Genomic DNA, 19,940 nt, shown 5'->3' with positions numbered 1-19,940 from the left:
ATGAAACAAATTCTACAGGATATGGCGAAAGGCGGTTCGTCAATTGTTGAAGCGCCCGCTCCAAAAGCAACTAAAAACCATGTTGTCATTAATACCACCACGACCTTAATCTCTGCAGGCACAGAGAGAATGCTTGTGGACTTTGGTAAAGCAAACTTAATAGATAAAGCTCGCTCTCAGCCTGATAAAGTCAAAATGGTGCTCGAAAAAGTTCAAACCGACGGACTTATGACTACTGTTGATGCTGTTAAATCCAAGTTAGCTCAGCCCTTGCCTTTGGGGTACTGTAACGTGGGTGTTGTTGATCAAGCAGGCAGTGGAGTAGACTCGTTTAAAGTTGGAGAACGAGTAGTTTCAAATGGACCACATGCCGATGTGGTACGCGTGTCTAAAAATCTTGTTGCAAAAATCCCGGAAAATGTTTCTGACGAAGAAGCTGCATTTACAGTGGTAGCAAGTATCGGTTTGCAAGGTATCCGCCTTGCTAACCCTACGATGGGTGAATCATTTGTCGTCACCGGCGTTGGACTTATTGGCTTGTTAACCGTACAAATGCTACGTGCGCAGGGCTGTAGGGTACTTGCTATTGACTTTGACCAAGCTAAGTTAGATATGGCTAAAGAGTTCGGGGCAGAAGTTTGTAACCCTAGCCGAGGTGAAGATCCTGTCGCTGCTGGTATGGCATTTAGTCGTGGTAATGGAGTTGATGGGGTAATTATTACTGCGTCAACCAAATCGAATGATCCTGTTACACAAGCAGCTCGCATGAGTCGTAAACGTGGTCGAATCATTTTAGTCGGAGTAACGGGCTTAGAACTAAGTCGTGCTGACTTTTATGAAAAGGAGCTGACGTTCCAAGTGTCGTGTTCTTATGGCCCAGGTCGCTATGATCCTAACTATGAAGATAAAGGAAATGATTACCCATTGCCTTTTGTTAGGTGGACTGAGCAAAGAAACTTTGAAGCTATTTTAGATATGATGGCTAGTGGGCTACTTAACGTAAAGCCGCTTATCACGCACCGTGTTTTGTTTGAGAATGCAACGGAAGCATACGACTTACTTACGAGTGACAAGTCAGCACTAGGTATCCTATTGCAGTACGACTCGCCTTCGAAAACTCGACACTCGTCAAAAGTCACGCTTAATTCGGAAGTAGATTACAAGCCAGGAGAGCCTGTTATTGGGTTTGTAGGTGCTGGTAATTATGCATCACGTGTGCTAATTCCAGCGTTCAAAAACGCAGGTGCACAACTGTATAGCATTTCCACTTCCGGTGGCATAAATGGCGTTATTCATGGTAATCAAGCTGGTTTCAAAGAAGCAACCACCGATACTGATACCCTAATCGAAAGTGATGACGTAAACACAGTTGCAATCGTTACACGCCACAATAGTCATGCTCACTTTGTAAAGCATGCTTTAAGTGCTGGAAAAAATGTCTTCGTAGAAAAGCCTCTCGCGATCACTCATGAGGAACTTGAGCAGGTTAAATCTGCTTATGAAGAAGCGTCTCAATCCGCAAATCCTCCTAAGTTAATGGTCGGCTTTAACCGCCGGTTTGCGCCCCAAATACAAAAAATGAAATCACTGATTGATCCTATAAAGGGACCGAAGTCGTTCATTATGACAATGAATGCGGGGAGTATCCCTGCCGATCATTGGACTCAAGATATCACGGTTGGCGGTGGACGAATTATAGGAGAGGCTTGTCACTTTGTTGATTTAATGCGCTTCCTTGTTGGTAGTGAAATTGTGTCTGTACAAGCGCGTAGAATGGGGGATAGTGATGCAATAGACATTGCAGAAGACAAGGCAGCGATCATTCTGGGTTTTGCCGATGGGTCATTTGGCACTATTCACTATTACGCCAACGGCGCCGCGAGCTTCCCGAAAGAGAGAATAGAAGTATTTGCTGACGGCAAAGTTCTCCAGCTAGATAACTTTGTAAAGCTAAAAGGCTATGGCTTTAAAGGGTTCAAGAAAATGAACCTTTGGAAGCAAGATAAAGGTCAAAACCTTTGCTCGCAATTGTTTTTGGATTCTATCCGGGAAGGCAATCAAGCGCCAATTGACATATATGAAATTTTTGAAGTTGCGAAGATATCTATAGATATAGCTGAGCAACTCAGACAACAATGAGTGGTCAACTAGGAAAGATATTTAAGATATTTCACACAGTGAAATATCTTAAATTCAAGCAGGTATATTTCAGAGTTTACTATCAATTCTGTAAGCCAAAGTTTATCGAGAGTGGTCAACCAAGCAGTTCTAAATGGCAATGGTCTGGACCATTACTGAACAGGCAGAGCTTGTTTAGTAACACTGATGTTAAGTTTCTTAACCAAATGGGGACAATTAAAAGTCCTGCGGATTGGAATTGCGGAAGTAAGTCTAAGTTATGGTTGTATAACTTACATTATTTTGATGATTTCAGCTCACAAAATGGGAGAGAGAGGCAATCTCTACATCAAAGCTTTGTTGATAAGTGGATTGAGGAAAACCCGCCTTGTACTGGAAATGGTTGGGAACCGTACCCTATTTCTTTGCGGCTGGTAAACTGGGTCAAGTGGTGCAGTGTGCAGCCTCAAGTATCGCCTAAGTACCTTAAGAGTATGCTCGACCAAGCCAATGTATTGGTGCAGCTATTGGAGTATCATATCCTTGGTAATCATTTATTTGCCAATGCTAAGGCTCTGATCTTTGTTGGTGCTTATTTGCAAGGGGAAAATTCAGCGGAGCTGCTAGTGCAGGGGATCAACCTGTTGAATGAAGAGCTTGATGAGCAGTTTTTAGCAGATGGTGCTCATTTTGAACTTTCGCCAATGTATCATGAAATCCTGTTGTGGGATTTACTTGAACTGATAGATTTGGCGATGACAAGTAACAGGTCTGAACTAACTGATTGTTTGCCAAAGTGGACTGCTATCGCAGAAAAAGCACTAAACTGGCTTTCATCCATGATACATGATGATGGCGAAGTGAGCTTTTTTAACGACGCAGCTATTGGTATCGCAATGCAGCCACAACAGATTTTTACTTATGCAAAAAAGCTATGTCTTGAACATGATAGAGTAAAAGAGAAGTTAATTACTAATCAAGATAGCGGATATAGCCGAGTGTCGTATGAGCACTATTCTATTATTTTCGATCATGCGAATGTTGGGCCTGACTATTTACCGGGTCATGCTCATGCAGATACATTAAGTTTTGAGTTGTCGATGGGTAAGCAACGTGTCTTCGTAAACTCAGGAACGTCCCTATATGGCACCAGCGCTGAGCGCATAAGGCAGCGTCAAACTCCAGCTCATAATACTGTATCGGTACTAGAATGTGACTCTTCACAGGTTTGGTCTGGCTTTAGAGTAGCTAAACGGGCGTATGCAAAGTTAGAAAAATCTACCAACAGCGAGCAACATATACAATTAGTCGCCAGCCATAACGGTTATATGCAGCAAAGTCCGAAAGTTAAGCATACTAGAGAGTTGCTATGCATGCCTGATAGTGTCATTGTCACTGATATGTTGTCAAAACCAATTCCAGCGTGTTTTCACCTGCATCTTCATCCTGACGTCAGTGTCGCTAGGGTTTCAGCGAAACAGCTCAGGATTACGAAGGATGATGAAGTACTTTGCTTAATAAGTAGTGCAGAGCTCATAAATGTTAAAGACAGCACTTGGCATCCAGAGTTTGGTAAGTCCATTGCGAATAAAAAGGTTGAGATAGAGTTTGCAAATGGCAACTTAAGAACAGAAATTACACTAATTAAGAGGGACTCGTGAGAATACTGGTTTTATCATTTTACTTTAAGCCAGACCTATGTGCTGGCTCGTTTAGAACGACTGCTTTAGTTGAGCAGCTAAAGCAAAAGTCTGGAGTGGAGGTTGATGTAATCACCACAATGCCAAATCGATATGCCAGTTTTGATACAGGTGCTGAAGCAGAAGAGATAGATGGCAATGTAAGAATAAGACGTATATTGCTGCCGTCTCACGAAAGCGGGATGCTAGACCAAATAAAGTCATTTAAAACATTTTATCATCAGGCTCAAAAGCTAGCTAAGAGTGAAAGATATGATCTAGTTTTTGCTACTAGTTCTAGATTGTTCACAGCATTTTTAGGTGCTCGTATCGCCAAAAATAAGAGAGTACCCTTGTATCTGGATATACGAGATATTTTTGTAGATACAATTAAAGACGTCCTATCTCCTAAAGTTGTATTACTATTAAAGCCAGTGCTTTCAGCCATTGAAAAATATACATTTTCTTCAGCTCAACATATTAACCTCGTTTCTAAAGGGTTTGCTAGGTATTTTAAGAGCCGATACTCTGAGGCGAATTACACTTGGTTCACCAATGGTATTGATGGTGAATTCTTAGACCTGCCTGAGACTAAACGTGAAATAGGTTCGCGAGAAAAGCTAAAACGCCTTGTTTATGCGGGCAATATTGGTGAAGGTCAGGGGTTGCATACAATTCTTCCTAAGTTTGCTAATTTAGCAAGCGAAAACTATCAATTCTGCATTATTGGTGATGGTGGACGAAAACAACAGTTGGTTGACAGAGTTTTCGATATTAGCAACATGGAGTTATTGCCTCCGGTCAGTCGGCAAGAGCTAGTTGAAGAGTACTTGAAAGCAGATATTCTCTTTTTACATTTGAATGACTACCCAGCATTTGAGAAAGTCCTGCCGTCAAAAATATTTGAATATGCAGCTACAGGAAAGCCAATCCTAGCTGGCGTATCGGGATATGCTGCTGACTTCATTAAATCGGAACTCTTAAATGCAGAGGTTTTTTACCCTAGCGACCACAATGGGGCAATGAAAGCATTGAGTAAGCTAAAGCTTGAGCATACAGATAGAAGTGCTTTTATTAATAAATATACTCGAACTAACCTTATGAAGGAAATGAGTGATACAATTGTAGAATTAGGTATGTTTCATGAATAATCTTTTGGTAACTGGATACTCAGGCTTTGTGGGGAGCCATTTTCTTAAGACTTATGGTAACAGTGATAATGTCAATTTACTTGGACGTTCGACGCCACCTCAATGTAGTACCTACCTTAACGCAAGTATAGATACTAAGTCAGATTATTATTCTGTCTTGACGGGTATGGATGTTGTCGTTCATATTGCCGCACGTGTTCATGTCATGAAGGATACTGTGAGGAACCCTCTTGAAGAGTATAGAGAGGTGAACACTTGTGGTACGATCAATTTGGCTCGTCAAGCAGCAAAGGTGGGTGTAAAGCGTTTTATCTTCTTAAGCAGTATAAAAGTGAATGGGGATAGCACGTCGCTTGACTGGCCGTTTACTTATGCTGATGCGCACGCTCCTGGAGATGATTACGGACTATCAAAATCAGAAGCTGAGCAGCAGCTCTTTGATATTGGTAAAGAGTCGGGGATGGAAATCGTGGTTATTAGACCCCCCCTTGTTTACGGGCCAGGAGTAAAAGCTAATTTTGCTTCCTTGATGAACCTAGTTGCTAAAGGTGTTCCGTTACCGTTTGGTTGTATTCACAATAACCGTCGTAGTTTAGTTTCTATTGTTAACCTTGTCGATCTGATGATGACTTGTATCGATCACCCTAAAGCGGCTAATCAAGTGTTTCTGGTTTCAGATGGTCATGATATTTCTACCTCAGATATGGTCAAAAAAATGGCTAATGCGATAGGTAAGCCAATATGGCAGCTGCCAATTCCTGTATGGGGCTATAGAATGGTTGGTAATCTATTTGGCAAGTCGGACGTCGTAGATAGGTTAGTAGGCTCATTGCAAGTTGATATATCCCACACCAAAGAAACTCTCGGTTGGAAGCCGCCTCAATCTATTGATGATGGATTTAAAGAGACAGCTAAAGCTTTTTTACGAGCTAAAGAGAAGTAACGTAAATGATTAAATTATTAGATTTATTAGCGGCATTTTTTGGTTTGCTTGTTTTGTCACCAGTATTGTTGATGGTTACTGTCATTGGGCTGTTTGATACAGGATCGCCTATTTTTGTACAGGAACGAGTGGGACGACATAAGAAGCCGTTTAAGTTGATAAAGTTTCGCACGATGAAAATCGAAACCAAATCTGTAGCGAGTCATTTGGCTAGTCATTCCTCAATAACTAAATTAGGCGCATTATTACGTAAAACAAAACTGGACGAACTTCCTCAACTTATTAACGTACTTAAAGGTGAAATGAGTTTAGTCGGACCGCGTCCCAACCTTTATAATCAAGATGAACTTATTGCAGCTCGCGATGAGCTTGGTGTTTACGATGTACTCCCAGGTATTACAGGTTTGGCGCAAATTCAAAATATTGATATGTCGAAACCTAAACTGCTAGCGAAAATTGATAAACAGATGATTGATACACTTAATCTAAGAGATTACTTTAAGTATATAATAATGACAGCTACAGGAAGTGGTAGTGGAGATGCAGTTAAATAGTAGTTTCTCCACACTTGTGGCTCTTAGATAGGGTAGGTAATTAAAAGAGTACAGTATGGCTAATCTAAACCACATTTGGAATTTACCTCGAACTTATAAACGTCTAATAAGTATTGCGATTGACGCTTTTTTTGTTGTGGCTTCTTTTTATGCCGCTTACTGGAGTCGTATTGGTAATGTTAAACCTTTTGAAAGCTATTTGACCTGGTATGTAGTAATTGGAACTTTGCTTGTGACAGTTTTTGCTTTTATGAGGCTTGGACTTTATCGAGCGATACTAAGGTTTTTAACCTTTCACGCTTTAGCTGTTGTAAGTATAGGAACGATTATTTCGGCAGCATCAATCTCAGTTTTGGCATTTTATTTTGATGCACCAGTCCCTCGCTCTGTTCCAATTATTTATGGTGCTTTTTTATGCTTATTATGTGGTGGTTCCCGTTTAATCGTTCGGGTATTAGTAACTCAAGCCAACAGTAAGGGCATGAAGAATGTGCTTATCTATGGTGCGGGAGCTGCTGGCCGTCAATTAGCTCTAGCTTTACGATCTTCAGAAACTCACAAAGTTGTTGGTTTTATTGATGAAGATAAAACTTTATATAACACCATTATTATGGGCTTAAAAGTTAAGGGGGTTGGTCGCGCAGAAAAGTTTATTGAGAAACATTCTGTCAGCCAAATCTTACTTGCGGTTCCCAGTGCATCCAGAGCTAGGCGAAAAGAAATCCTTGATTCACTCGTTCATCTTTCCGCAGAAGTGCTAACAGTTCCTGATATGAAGGATATTGTTGATGGAAAAGCGAAGATTGATGAACTAAAATATGTTGCGATAGAGGATTTATTGGGACGTGATTCTGTCGCGCCACAGCAAGCGTTAATGGAAGCGAATATTAAAGGCAAGGTAGTTATGGTCACCGGGGCGGGAGGCTCCATTGGCTCAGAGCTTTGCCGTCAAATTGTCAGACAAAAACCTAAGGCTTTGGTCCTGTTTGAACTTTCTGAGTTCGGTTTGTATCAAATTGATCGAGAATTATCGAACTTGGTCGAAGCTGAAAGCTTGAATGTTGAAATTGTCCCACTACTCGGTTCTGTGCAACGAATAAATCGCCTTGTTACAACCATGAAGAGCTTTGGTGTTCAAACTGTTTACCATGCTGCTGCTTACAAGCATGTTCCGTTAGTAGAGTATAATGTTGTAGAGGGCGTCCGTAACAACGTATTTGGGACTTATTATACCGCGAAATCGTCTATTGAAGCTCAAGTGGAATCGTTTGTTTTGATTTCTACGGATAAAGCGGTACGGCCAACCAATGTTATGGGTACAACTAAGCGTATGGCAGAGTTAGGACTTCAGGCTTTAGCAGAGCAGGAAAATGCTAAGGAGAAGGGAACACGCTTTTGTATGGTTCGATTTGGAAACGTTTTAGGCTCTTCGGGTTCAGTGATTCCATTGTTTAAAAAGCAAATAGCTTCAGGTGGACCGATTACAGTAACTCACCCAGATATCATTCGTTATTTCATGACAATTCCAGAAGCTGCCCAGTTAGTTATTCAGGCGGGAGCTATGGGTAAAGGTGGTGATGTGTTTGTTCTAGATATGGGTGAACCTGTAAAAATTACCGACTTGGCAGTCAACTTAATTCAGCTATCAGGCCTAGAAGTTAAAGATGAAAGCAACCCATATGGTGACATAGAAATCGAGTTTTCTGGTCTTCGACCAGGCGAAAAACTTTTTGAAGAGCTGTTGATTGGAGATAATGTGGGGGAAACGGCTCACCCACGAATTATGACAGCGAATGAGAGTTATCTCTCGATAGAGCATTATATAGAGCTCATTGATAAATTAGATAAAGCATGTCATAACTTTGAACATGAGAAGATCAGAGCTCTGTTATTAGAGGCCCCAACTGACTTTAACCCAACAGACGATATTGGTGACTTAGTGTGGAAGAAGTTGGTTAGGTCGGACACTCAAGAAAATCAAAAATCAGAGTTGCATTAGTATAATTCTGAATAGCATTGCTGGTAAGCAAGTTTTAGTTCAAATGGTTATATATGAAGATATTGGTAACTGGAGGAGCCGGGTTTATAGGCTCTGCGCTAGTGCGGTTTATTGTTCAGAAGACAGATAACTGCGTAGTAAATGTAGATAAATTGACCTACGCGGGGAATCTAGACACTTTGTCTGTTGTAGAAGGAAATGATCGCTATTATTTTGAAAAAGTAGATATATGTGACCAAAAAGAGTTGACTAGAGTGTTCGCACACCATCAGCCCGATATGGTGATGCATTTGGCCGCGGAAAGTCATGTTGATAACTCAATAGGTGAGCCTACAGATTTTATAAATACTAATATTGTTGGGACTTATACTCTATTAGAGGTTGCTCGTCGCTACTGGAAATCACTAGAGGAAAGTAAACAGCTCGATTTTAAGTTCATACACGTCTCTACAGATGAAGTGTATGGGGATTTGAAAGGAACGAATGATTTATTTACTGAGGCAACTAGCTATAACCCGAGCAGCCCCTATTCTGCGTCAAAGGCGGCAAGTGACCATTTAGTTAGAGCATGGTATCGTACTTATGGCTTACCAACCCTAGTAACAAACTGCTCGAACAACTACGGTCCATTCCAGCATAGCGAAAAGTTTATACCTAGAATGATCTGCAATGCTCTAAAAGGTGAAGCACTTCCTATATATGGTGATGGACAGCAGATTCGTGATTGGTTATATGTTGATGATCACGTAAGGGCTTTATACCTTGTTGCTAAGAAAGGAAAAATTGGTGATACATACAATATAGGCGGGATAAATGAGTGGGCTAATATTGATGTTGTGAGGGTAATTTGTGACACATTAGATGTTATGTTTCCTGAAGGGAAACCAGATCATATAGATAGCTTTTCTGAACTTATAATATTTGTAAATGACCGTCCTGGGCATGATCTTCGCTACGCTATTGATGCAAATAAAATTTATAATACATTGGGGTGGCGACCGACTGAAACCTTTGAGTCAGGTTTAAGAAAAACAATAGAATGGTATGTGGATAGTTTCCAAAATATGGATGGTAAAAGTTCATGAAAGGCATCGTATTAGCTGGAGGGTCTGGGACTCGTTTATACCCGATTACTTTAGGCACCTCAAAGCAACTTTTACCCGTCTATGACAAACCAATGGTGTATTACCCTATTTCTGTTTTAATGCTAGCGGGTATAAAAGACATTTTAATAATAACCACTCCCGACACAGTTGATGGCTTTAAACGCTTGCTTAAAAACGGTGATGAGTTTGGAGTTAGTATAGATTACGCTATCCAAGCAGAACCTCGTGGTATTGCTGAAGCATTTCTTATCGCAGAAGATTTTATTGGAAAAGACCCTGTTTGCCTTGTTCTTGGAGATAATATTTTCTATGGTCAAGGTTTTTCCCCTAAACTAAAACAGGCAGCTTCTCTTGAAAGCGGGGCAGTTGTATTTGGGTATAAAGTAAAAGACCCAGAAAGATTTGGGGTTGTCGAGTTTGATGAAAATATGGAAGTACTCTCGATCGAAGAGAAACCAGAGAACCCCAAATCAAAGTATGCCGTAACAGGACTGTATTTTTATGACAACAAAGTACTAGATTATGCTAAAAAGTTGCAACCTTCTGAGCGAGGCGAGCTGGAAATAACTAGTATTAATCAACTCTACTTGGAAAATGAAAATCTATCAATTGAACTTTTAGGCAGAGGCTTCGCATGGCTAGATACAGGCACTTACGAAAGCTTATTGGAAGCCTCTCATTTTGTCGAAACTATAGAAAAAAGGCAGGGGTACAAGATAGCTTGCTTAGAAGAAATCGCCTTTCGGAGTGGTTGGTTATCAGATGAACAACTTAGACAGTCGGCTGCACCATTCTCCAAAAACTCTTATGGTCAATATTTACTTGGCTTGTTAGATGACGACTAGTTTAGGAAATCTAAATGAATAACTTGCTCCAAGAAACTCTTGTCAGGGTGAAGTCCAAATTGCTCGAGCTTCATTACTTAACGAATACCGGTCATATAGGTGGCAATTTTTCGTGTATAGATGCTTTGGTGGTGTTACACCACCATACGATGCAAGAAGACGATAAATTTATTTTATCCAAAGGCCATTCTGCTGCGGCACTCTATACAACCTTATGGTCATTGGGAAAGATAAGTGACGAAGATCTATCCACTTTTTCAAAAAATGGTACTCGATTAGGAGGGCACCCTTCTGATTTGTCTTTATCAGATGTAATTTTTTCGACCGGCTCTTTAGGCCATGGCCCGTCTTTAGCTTCCGGTCTAGCCTATGGATTGAAAGTCAAGAAATCTGAATCTCGAGTATTTTGCGTATGTTCAGATGGTGAATGGCAAGAAGGAAGCTGTTGGGAAGCGTTAATTTTTAGTGCCCATCAAAGACTCAATAATCTTACTATTATCATTGATCTCAATAAACTGCAAGGGTTTGGTTCCACTAGTGAAGTCGCCTCGTTCGAGGAACTGCAGTATAAAATGGAGAGCTTTGGTGCTCGTGTCGAAAGATTTAACGGACATGATATAGAGTCTTTAATTAGAGGCTTGAGCGTTCAAGACTCAGAAAAGCCAATGGTATTGTTGTTAGATACTGTAAAAGGTAACGGTTTGCATTTTGAAGGTAAGTTAGAGTCTCATTATTTACCTATCAACGAAGAACAATATCAAGATGCTTTGTCGAGACTTTCTGTGAAGGAGGCGAAATGAGGAAAGTGTTTACAGAGTGTATGCTCGACTTAACTAATAAGTATGATACGTTCTTTTTAACCGGAGACTTAGGCTTTATGGCTTTGGAGGAAGTTCGGGAGGCATATGGAGACCGTTTTGTTAACGTAGGGGTAGCAGAGCAAAATATGATTGGAGTTGCCGCTGGTTTGTCCAAGCTTGGTAATACTGTGTTTGCTTATAGCATCGCACCTTTCTGCTATGCACGTCCATTTGAACAAGTAAGAAACGATCTTTCTTTTTCTAAACTTCCAGTATGTTTAGTGGGTAATGGTGGAGGATATGGCTATGGCTATATGGGGCCCACTCATCATGCTTTAGAAGATTGCTCGGTCATGTCTTCGATTAATCTTAAGGTACTAATACCTGCCTTTGACCAAGATGTTAAAGCGATACTGTCACAGCCAGTAAGTACGACAACCTATTTGAGGCTTGGTTATGATGACAGCCCTAATGATTTTATACCACCAGATTATAAGTCATGGAGAAAGATTTTCTCTGGCTCTTTGGGCGTTATGGCTGTCCTAGGTCCCTTAGTAGGTAATGCTATCCGAGTTTTAAAAGACTTGCCCGAGTCTGAAAGACCTTCATTGTGGGTCGTTTGTGAATTTGACGCGACTATAGCACCTCCGGAACTCTGGACCGAAATATCCGCTAAACCACTTGTGGTTTTCGAGGAGCATGTTCGAAGTGGAGGGCTCGGGTCACTTATAGCACTAGAATGTGTGAATCAAGGAAGTACTCCGTCTCAATTTATTCATCATTATGCTCAAGGCTACCCTAGTAAACGATATGGCTCCCAAAAATTCCATAGGAAAGAGTGTCAACTAGATGAAAAAAGTATGCAAATTGTTATTCAAGGGTTAGTTAATGCTTGAGGAAAAAATTAAAAAACTCAAAGGGCCTATTTTGGTTATAGGGGCGAGTGGTTTTGTCGGGGTAAACCTGTTTCGGGAATTATTTAAGTATAGACAGGATGTATATGGTGCATATTTTTCCAGTAAGTTTTCGTGGCGGCTGGAGGGTATACCACAAGCTCGTCTAGTTCATCTTGATATTAAAAGCAAAACTAATATCCTAAAAGTTCTAGAAGAAACTCAGGTGAAAACGGTTTTTGATTGCAGCTCTTATGGTGCGTATTCATTTGAGCAAGAGAGTGAAAGCATTCATCAAACAAACTATAATGCTCTTGTAAAATGCCTTGAAGTATTCGAAAACTGTGGAGTCAGTGCGTTTGTTCGTGCGGGGAGCTCTTCCGAATATGGCACAAACTCCAATGGCCCTGCGGAAAGTGATGAGCAGACACCAAATAGCCACTACGCTGTAAGCAAGGTCGCTGCGAATGCAGCGGTTACTTATTTTGGTAAAGTACGTAATTTCCCTGTTGCTACTTTAAGGCTTTACTCTGTATATGGTCCCTACGAGGATAGTTCTCGACTAATTCCCAACCTATGTAAAAAAGCTCTTTTAGGAGAACTACCAAGCTTTACCTCTCCAGAAGTCAAAAGAGACTTTATTCACGTAGACGATGTAGTTTCCGCTTTTGTATGTGCAGGCTATCAATTACAAGAAAACGAAAGTATAAGAGGAGAAGCGTTTAATATTGGTTCAGAACAGCAAACCTCTCTAAAAGAACTCGCTTTATTGACTAAGCAATTGTTCGCTATTGATAGCGAACCAGATTTTGGATCTTATCCTGGTAGGGAATGGGATCTTGATCGCTGGGTATCAAATTCCCAAAAAGCGAAAAAAATGCTGGATTGGTCCGCTAGCAAGACTTTAAAAGTTGGTATTAAAGAAACGGCCATTTGGTGGGATGGTTTCAAAGAGAGATCTCCAGCGGAAATGACTAAAAAAAATGGTCATCGGAGTCGCTCAATAACGGCTATTATTGCGTGTTATAAAGATGAGCCTGCCATTCCTCATATGTACAAAAGATTGGTTGAAACATTTACTGAGTTGAACATCGATTATGAAATTATTTTTGTTAATGATTGTTCTCCAGATAATAGTCGTGAAACAATCTTATCTTTATCTCAAAAAGACTCTAAGGTTATAGGTATCAATCATTCGCGTAACTTTGGTTCACAGGCGGCTTTTCGTAGTGGTATGGCAGTCGCAAGTAAAGATGCCTGTGTGCTATTAGATGGTGACTTGCAAGACCCTCCAGAGCTTATTAAAGAGTTTTACGTTAAGTGGCTAGAAGGTAATGATGTAGTTTATGGTATTCGGACCAAACGTGAAATGCCAGCGGGGACCGAGTTCTTTTATAAATCATTTTATAAAGTGTTCTCGTACCTGAGTGAGATAAACATCCCACAAAATGCTGGTGACTTTTCTCTGATTGATAAGAAAGTCGTCAAATGGATATTAAGCTGTGGCGAGAGTGATGTGTTCTTACGTGGCTTAAGAGCATATGTTGGATTTAAGCAGGCAGGGGTTGAGTATATCAGGCCCGAAAGAATGTTTGGCGTAAGTACAAACAACTGGGTAAGAAATATTGGTTGGGCTAAACGAGGTATTTTCTCCTTTTCCAAAATGCCACTTCATCTGTTGACTGCTTTTGGAGGGATAACCTTACTCCTTTCAATTCTATTTTCCTTTACCACTGTTGCTATAAGGCTTATTGATCCTGAGTTGGTACCGAAAGGGCTAACATCGATCAGTCTGCTTATTATGCTTTTTGGTGCTGCTACGATTCTGGGCTTGGGTATTTTAGGTGAGTATATTGGTAAGATCCTCGATGAAGTGAAGGGTAGACCTGAGTACATTAGGGCATCAATGATAAAAGATGGTAAAGAAATCAATGAGTGATTTTGGTAATAGTAAAGTTAGAAGTTGTCCTGTTTGCGGCTCTAAAGCTACAAAACCGTTTATGGATGAGCGTATTGACAGTAGTAAAATAAATGGATTCTCATATGCATCTCGAAAAGCTCCTGAGTTTATGTGCTTTAGGCTGGAAAGGTGCATCGAATGTAATTTGATATATGCTCCTGAACCTCCTTCTCATGAATTCTTAGAAAACGCCTACAGTGAGGCTCAGTATGATTCCTCTGATGAAGCATACTATGCTGCGAAAACATATGCACAATATATAAAGCAATTATGTAAAGGCGAGTGTCGTGAAGGTATAGCTGTTGATATAGGTGCAGGAAGTGGTCCTCTATTACCATTTTTGGAAGAATTAGGTTACCAAGAAGTTGTTGGAATTGAACCTTCGACTTCTGCAATAGAAAGTGCTCCAGCGCATATTAAAAGTAAAATGATAAACAGTATGTTTACGGAGGAGCTCCTAAAAGGAAAGCAAGTCTCTTTAGCTTGCTCATTTATGACATTGGAGCACGTCTCCGACCCAAAAGTATTAGTGAAGTCGATTTATGAGACTTTAGTCAATAATGGCAAAGCAGTATTTGTAGTACATAATGAGAGCGGTATACTAAATAGGGTTTTAGGATCTAAATCTCCAATCATTGATATTGAACACCTCCAACTATTTAATCCCAAGGCTATGATATATCTACTAGAATCTGTAGGTTATCATAACGTGAAAGTGAAAAAGATAAAAAATGCTTATCCAGTAAGCTATTGGATTAAACTACTTCCGATAGGCTCAGGGTTCAAGAAGAAGCTGTATAAATTCTTGAAGCTAACCAAGTTGAATAATGTCGTTTTATCGATACCTGTTGGTAATATTATAGTAAGTGCGGAAAAAATTAATGAAAACTAAAGAGCTGGTTAAAAAAAACGTATCTGAGTTTAATAGAGATGTCAATGAAATGGGTTCGTATGCCTATACTACAGATAGGCTTTCTTCAAACGAGGCAAATCTTCGGCTTACTACCTCTATTCGTGATATTTATGATTTTTCGGGGAAAAAAGTACTAGATATTGGATGTGGAGATGGCTCTTACACACTTGAGTTTTGCGAATTAGGTGTAAAGAAAATTGTTGGTATAGATCCTGCGGACAAAGCAATAGATGCAGCCACAGATAAAGCGGAAAAATATGGTCTAGGTCATATTGCTAGTTTTCAAGTTGATAATATTTACGAACTTGATACTGTTTTGGCCTCTGACTCATACGACTGTATTGTTGTTAGAGGTGTTGTACACCATTTATCTGACCCAGAAAAAGCTTTTATAGAGCTAGCAAAGTTTAAAGGCGACATAATTATATTGGAGCCTAATGGGTCTAACCCAGTACTTAAACTTATAGAAAAGAACTCTCAATATCATATTGAGCATGAAGAACGATCATTTTCGTCTAAAGAATTGACAGCGTGGTCAGAAAGAGCTGGTTTAATAAATGTTGACTATAAATATATTAATGTAGTTCCATTTTTTTGTCCCGATTTATTGGTTAAATTATTAAAACCTTTCGAACCTTTAGTCGAAGCTACTCCTTTATTTAGAAAATATATTTGTGGACAAATAGTATATTTGTTTAAGTCTAAGAAATGACTATCAATAGAAAGAGAAACCTGATTGTTCTTCTTGGAATTGTTATTATATTAATGTCTTTCGCTCAAGTTTCATATAAGTTGGCAGCACTGAGTATTAATGACTTTGACAACCCTGTTTCAGGTGTTATATTTAATTTTTGGTTTTATATTTCTGCATCTATTTCAGCAATTGCGCTAGGCGCTTGGTTGGTCGTAATAAAGTACATCCCTCTATCAACGGCTTATCCTTATCAGTCGTTGGTATATATACTTACTCCAGTATTAAGTTGGTTAGTATTTGATGAACATGTGGGGCTAAGCTATGTTTTAGGGCTAGTTATTATTTTGTTTGGGTTAATGATAGTTTTAAAATCAGTATATGATTAATCTTCAAGAGTTTATTTTTTGTCTATGTTCAGTATCTTTAAGCAGTCTCTCTCAGATTGCATTTAAGTTGAATACGCAGCTTGGTAATGGGGAAAAAATCAAATACCTTCTTCTAGGAATTTCTTTGATGGTAGGTTCTATGCTGTTCGTATTACTTGCCTTGCGAACCATGAACCTGTCTATCTTAGTAATGTTTGCTCCATTATCTTTCGTATTGGTCCCAGTTCTTTCTGTATTCTTTTTTAAAGAGAAAATTAACACTCAGTTTTGGATTGGTACCTTTATGATTATCACTGGTATTACGGTTTCTTTAGTTAATCCAATATAGAGTTAATATTGGGTAGTCAGAATATCAATTCACTAGGCTACCCATTGCCAACTAGTTTACAAAATCTGTTTTAAAACTCTATCCGCTCGCACACGAGTAATCTTACGCATTAATTTTTGTACGGCATCTGGGTAATTTTCAAACTTATCTAACTGCTTGTAAGTACAGATTAAATGAGTATGCTGGAGAATGTTCTCGACTTCTTTCTCAAACTGAGGTGTCAAGTGATGGAAGTGATCTTGAATCAATATAGCGTTTTCGAGGTCTAGCTTCCATGCGCGAGGGTTGAGATTGTTTCCAGTAATCAGCATGTAACGCTTATCAATCCAAATGCCTTTCAAGTGGAAACTATTTTCACTATGTTTCCACAAGTGAATAGATAGCTTTCGACTAGCAATATTTGCTTCGTTTGCCTTAGCAAATAGGCGCAAGTTGCGCTCATATAGATATGGTAAACCACCGATAGTTTTAAATTCTTCTTCGGGTGAAATATAAAAGTCATTGGCGGTTTTGTCACCGACGACAATCGTTACTTTAACTCCACGTCTAAGAGCTTTCTTTACCTCTTTTGCCACACTACGTGGGAAGTTGAAGTAAGGGGTACAGATAAAAATTTCGTCTTTAGCTGTTGCTAACAGTTGGTTGATGCCCTGATTCAACTTATTACGTTTCTTACCTACCCCCACAATAGGGGTGACTGCGACTTGTTCAGAAGAGACTTCTTGCGGCTCAAACTGATATTGTGCTTTTGCTAGAGATGCACGTAGTTGACGGATTTGTGTCTTGATCTCTTTTGTTTCTGGTTTGCTTGGGCATGTTAAATCGTTGACTGCTGGGTGAGCAATCAATTCGTTTTGAACAAAACTCACCATGCTGTCTGCTAATAATTTGTTGTTTAACAAATGGTAGCGGTCAAAGCGATAGCGCTCTTTGTAGTTTAAATAGATATTATTTAAGCTAGCTCCGCTATAAATTACTTGATCATCAATAACAAAGCCTTTGAGGTGCAACACACCAAAGACTTCACGTCCACGTACTGGAATACCATATACTGGTATTTTATGTTGATGTTTATCGGCGAAGGCTTTATACATCGCTGCATTGGTCTCGCTCGGTTCAGCACCAATCAAACCGCGTTGTGCGCGGTGCCAATCTACGCATACATTGATATCCAAGCCAGGATTTCGTTGTTTAGCTTGATAAAGCTCGGTCAAAATCTCCCGACCAGCTTCGTCATCTTCAAGGTAAAGGGCGACAAGGTAGATTCGCTTGCTCGCCTGACGAATTGCTTCAATTAAGCGAATTCGAAAATCTTTGGCGGCATACAGCGTTTCGAATTTCGCTGGATCTTGCGCCAAAGTAGGCAGTTGCTCGAATAAGTTCCTATTAGTCATCATGTTGGATGGATTACCTTTACTTAAAGTGGAAAAGGATAGTAGCAAAATGTCATTGCAGTGCCTAGGTACCAGATCCTAGTTCTCAAATCTAGGTTGTAAAAGGTTATGTTTTGTTGATGTGAGTTAGATTTGTGCTCTTAGACTGATTTCACCGCCGATGAAAGACTCCATGCCATTTTCTGTTTCTAGTAATACTGCGCCTTGCTCATTAATTCCTTTGGCAATCCCGGTAATCTCTCTTGGACCCATGATGAGCTTAATCGGACGGCCTAAAAAGTTATCCAGTCGGTTCCAACGTTCGACAAAGCCTGACATACCATAGATTTCGTAGTCGCTTAAGGCGCTGTGGAGCGTATTTATCATTGTAATCGCGAGCTGATTACGGTCGATATGCTCTTTATCCGCCACTTCGGCAAGACTTGCCCAAGGTTGAGTGATCCCTTCTGTCTGATCAGACATCATTAAGTTCATACCCATACCGATAACAAGATTTGCGGCGCCGCCAGCTTGACCTGACATTTCGACTAATATCCCTGCCAGCTTTCGGTCTTGGTAGTAAAGATCATTTGGCCATTTTAGCTTTACGCCGTTGAGTCCAAGTTTTTCTAACGCTTCAACAATGGCGACTCCAACGACTAGGCTAAGGCCCATAGCCGCAGCCATCCCCGCATCTAATCGCCAAAACATCGACATGTATAGGTTTGAGCCGAATGGTGAGACCCATTCTCGGCCGCGTCGTCCTCTGCCTTTTGCTTGATACTCAGCAATACACACTGAGCCTGATTCTAGCGCGTCGACCCGATCCAGTAAGTATTGGTTTGTTGAGTCAATGATCGGAATGAGTTCAACGGGCGTGTTTAGGTTCGCTTTTAATATCGATTCATCCAGCAATTGCAACGGTTGAGAGAGTTGATAACCTTTACCCTGCACACGAAAGATATCGATTCCCCAGTCTTGTATGCCTTTGATATGTTTGCTGATTGCCGCGCGTGAAACGCCGAGTTGTTCGCCTAACTCTTCGCCTGAGATAAAATCCCCTGTTGAAAGGGCTTTTAGGATTGCCAGTTTGATCGTGTGTTCTTTCATTGGCGTTGCTCCAAAATCTCACTCAGATTGGTCTCTTTTAGTGCGCCGATAAAGCGAACTTCATGTTCTAGCTCGATGCCATATTTCTCTTTTACTTGCGCACGGACAAGAGCCGCTAGTTCAACAATATCGTTGGCAGTGGCGTTGTCTCTGTTTACCAATACTAGGGCTTGATTCGGGTGCACTTGCGCTCCGTTAACTGCTGTACCTTTTAAGCCGCATTGGTCTATTAACCAACCAGCCGCGACTTTAACGCCGTTGTCGGTAGGGTACGCGACGAGATCTGGGTATTGCGCTTTGAGTGCCGTGTAGTGATGTTCGTCAATGACAGGGTTTTTGAAGAAGCTCCCCGCATTGCCGGTCACTGCTGGGTCTGGCAGTTTATCCATGCGTACTTGGCAAACTCGCTCAAAGATCTCTTGTGCCGACACGGTTTGAGCATCGAACGATTTTAGTGGACCGTACTCGATGTTGGGTTGCCAGTTTTTGCTAAGTTTTAACCCAATCGCCACCACAATGGCTTTTTGGTATAGCTCGTGTTTGAAAATTGAATCGCGATAACCGAACTGACACTTTTGGTTAGTAAGACGTTTGATTTCAAACGTTTCTAAGCAAATAATGTCCACGTACTCACAGACATCTTTCAATTCGATGCCGTAAGCGCCAATATTTTGGATGGGTGCGCTCCCAGCACAACCGGGGATAAGCGCTAAATTTTCCAAGCCGGCATAATCTTGTTCCACACTCCATTCAACTAATGACGGCCAGTCTTCTCCTGCTTCAACATGTAAGTGCCAATGTTGCTCCGACTCCGACACTTGCTTTCCATGTAAGCGGTTGACCACGACCACACCTTGAAATGGTTGGGTAAACAACATATTGCTACCTTTGCCAAGCATGAGTTTAGGTAAATCTTGCCATTGAGGATTTTGGTACACAGAGATCAGTTCTTGCACCGAAGATACCTCAACAAGGTATGCGCAAGTCTGTGAAATAGAAAAAGTGTGGTAAGCCGATAGGTCGGCATCGGTCAAAATTTGCATCACGGTCATTGGGTCATCTAAACTGCGGACATTCTACATTAAATT

Annotated in this window: 18 protein-coding genes; 15 read left to right on the top strand and 3 right to left on the bottom strand. The window is 40.5% G+C overall.

From position 1 onward, the window contains the following. The 15 genes from HCZ42_RS10035 to HCZ42_RS22100 are packed head-to-tail and all read left to right on the top strand — an operon-like array spanning position 1 to position 16,369. Complete coding sequence (locus HCZ42_RS10035) at positions 1-2,139, top strand: bi-domain-containing oxidoreductase (RefSeq protein WP_167420574.1); 2,139 nt, start codon at positions 1-3, stop codon at positions 2,137-2,139. Next, positions 2,136-3,779 carry a heparinase II/III family protein gene (locus HCZ42_RS10030; RefSeq protein ID WP_167420573.1) on the top strand — a complete coding sequence of 548 codons (1,644 nt, stop codon included), beginning with the start codon at positions 2,136-2,138 and terminating at the stop codon, positions 3,777-3,779. The genes HCZ42_RS10035 and HCZ42_RS10030 overlap by 4 nt, the downstream gene beginning before the upstream one ends. Continuing rightward, positions 3,776-4,948 carry a glycosyltransferase family 4 protein gene (locus HCZ42_RS10025; protein ID WP_167420572.1) on the top strand — a complete coding sequence of 391 codons (1,173 nt, stop codon included), beginning with the start codon at positions 3,776-3,778 and terminating at the stop codon, positions 4,946-4,948. Before HCZ42_RS10030 ends, HCZ42_RS10025 begins: the two co-directional genes overlap by 4 nt. Continuing rightward, a complete protein-coding gene (locus tag HCZ42_RS10020; protein WP_167420571.1) occupies positions 4,941-5,891 on the top strand; it encodes a UDP-glucose 4-epimerase family protein in 951 nt (316 codons plus the stop codon). The genes HCZ42_RS10025 and HCZ42_RS10020 overlap by 8 nt, the downstream gene beginning before the upstream one ends. Positions 5,892-5,896: 5 nt before the next feature. Then, on the top strand, positions 5,897-6,445 hold the full coding sequence (locus tag HCZ42_RS10015) for a sugar transferase (RefSeq protein ID WP_167420570.1): 549 nt from the start codon (positions 5,897-5,899) through the stop codon (positions 6,443-6,445). Between the two features lie 55 nt (positions 6,446-6,500). Next, positions 6,501-8,444: a polysaccharide biosynthesis protein gene (locus HCZ42_RS10010; protein WP_167420569.1), complete on the top strand. Its 1,944-nt coding sequence runs from the start codon at positions 6,501-6,503 to the stop codon at positions 8,442-8,444. Between the two features lie 53 nt (positions 8,445-8,497). After that, entirely contained in the window at positions 8,498-9,529 is a 1,032-nt protein-coding gene (rfbB, locus tag HCZ42_RS10005; RefSeq protein ID WP_167420568.1) for a dTDP-glucose 4,6-dehydratase, read from the top strand. After that, positions 9,526-10,395, top strand: coding sequence for a glucose-1-phosphate thymidylyltransferase RfbA (gene rfbA, locus HCZ42_RS10000; RefSeq protein ID WP_167420567.1), 870 nt, complete (start codon positions 9,526-9,528; stop codon positions 10,393-10,395). Before rfbB ends, rfbA begins: the two co-directional genes overlap by 4 nt. 14 nt (positions 10,396-10,409) lie before the next feature. Then, positions 10,410-11,195: a transketolase gene (locus HCZ42_RS09995; RefSeq protein ID WP_167420566.1), complete on the top strand. Its 786-nt coding sequence runs from the start codon at positions 10,410-10,412 to the stop codon at positions 11,193-11,195. Then, positions 11,192-12,091, top strand: coding sequence for a transketolase family protein (locus tag HCZ42_RS09990; RefSeq protein ID WP_167420565.1), 900 nt, complete (start codon positions 11,192-11,194; stop codon positions 12,089-12,091). The genes HCZ42_RS09995 and HCZ42_RS09990 overlap by 4 nt, the downstream gene beginning before the upstream one ends. Continuing rightward, positions 12,084-14,027 (top strand): NAD-dependent epimerase/dehydratase family protein, encoded by a 1,944-nt coding sequence (locus HCZ42_RS09985; RefSeq protein WP_167420564.1) that lies wholly within the window; start codon positions 12,084-12,086, stop codon positions 14,025-14,027. Before HCZ42_RS09990 ends, HCZ42_RS09985 begins: the two co-directional genes overlap by 8 nt. Further along, positions 14,005-14,940, top strand: coding sequence for a class I SAM-dependent methyltransferase (locus HCZ42_RS09980; protein ID WP_167420563.1), 936 nt, complete (start codon positions 14,005-14,007; stop codon positions 14,938-14,940). Before HCZ42_RS09985 ends, HCZ42_RS09980 begins: the two co-directional genes overlap by 23 nt. After that, positions 14,930-15,673 carry a class I SAM-dependent methyltransferase gene (locus HCZ42_RS09975; RefSeq protein ID WP_167420562.1) on the top strand — a complete coding sequence of 248 codons (744 nt, stop codon included), beginning with the start codon at positions 14,930-14,932 and terminating at the stop codon, positions 15,671-15,673. The genes HCZ42_RS09980 and HCZ42_RS09975 overlap by 11 nt, the downstream gene beginning before the upstream one ends. Beyond that, complete coding sequence (locus HCZ42_RS09970; RefSeq protein WP_167420561.1) at positions 15,670-16,041, top strand: EamA family transporter; 372 nt, start codon at positions 15,670-15,672, stop codon at positions 16,039-16,041. Before HCZ42_RS09975 ends, HCZ42_RS09970 begins: the two co-directional genes overlap by 4 nt. Next, entirely contained in the window at positions 16,034-16,369 is a 336-nt protein-coding gene (locus HCZ42_RS22100; RefSeq protein ID WP_167420560.1) for an EamA family transporter, read from the top strand. The genes HCZ42_RS09970 and HCZ42_RS22100 overlap by 8 nt, the downstream gene beginning before the upstream one ends. 56 nt (positions 16,370-16,425) lie before the next feature. Here HCZ42_RS22100 and pssA read toward each other — a convergent pair whose 3' ends face one another. From pssA to murB, 3 genes are all read right to left on the bottom strand, one after another. Further along, positions 16,426-17,766 (bottom strand): CDP-diacylglycerol--serine O-phosphatidyltransferase, encoded by a 1,341-nt coding sequence (pssA, locus tag HCZ42_RS09960; RefSeq protein ID WP_167420559.1) that lies wholly within the window; start codon positions 17,764-17,766, stop codon positions 16,426-16,428. A 123-nt stretch (positions 17,767-17,889) separates the two neighbouring features. Further along, entirely contained in the window at positions 17,890-18,852 is a 963-nt protein-coding gene (gene birA / locus HCZ42_RS09955; protein WP_167420558.1) for a bifunctional biotin--[acetyl-CoA-carboxylase] ligase/biotin operon repressor BirA, read from the bottom strand. Beyond that, positions 18,849-19,895: a UDP-N-acetylmuramate dehydrogenase gene (gene murB, locus HCZ42_RS09950; RefSeq protein WP_175579461.1), complete on the bottom strand. Its 1,047-nt coding sequence runs from the start codon at positions 19,893-19,895 to the stop codon at positions 18,849-18,851. Before murB ends, birA begins: the two co-directional genes overlap by 4 nt. Positions 19,896-19,940: the final 45 nt, after the last annotated feature.

Source organism: Vibrio hepatarius (assembly GCF_011806575.1).
Lineage (GTDB): Bacteria > Pseudomonadota > Gammaproteobacteria > Enterobacterales > Vibrionaceae > Vibrio > Vibrio hepatarius_A.
Note: the sequence above shows the minus strand (reverse complement) of the source record. Positions and strands in the feature narration are given on the sequence as shown.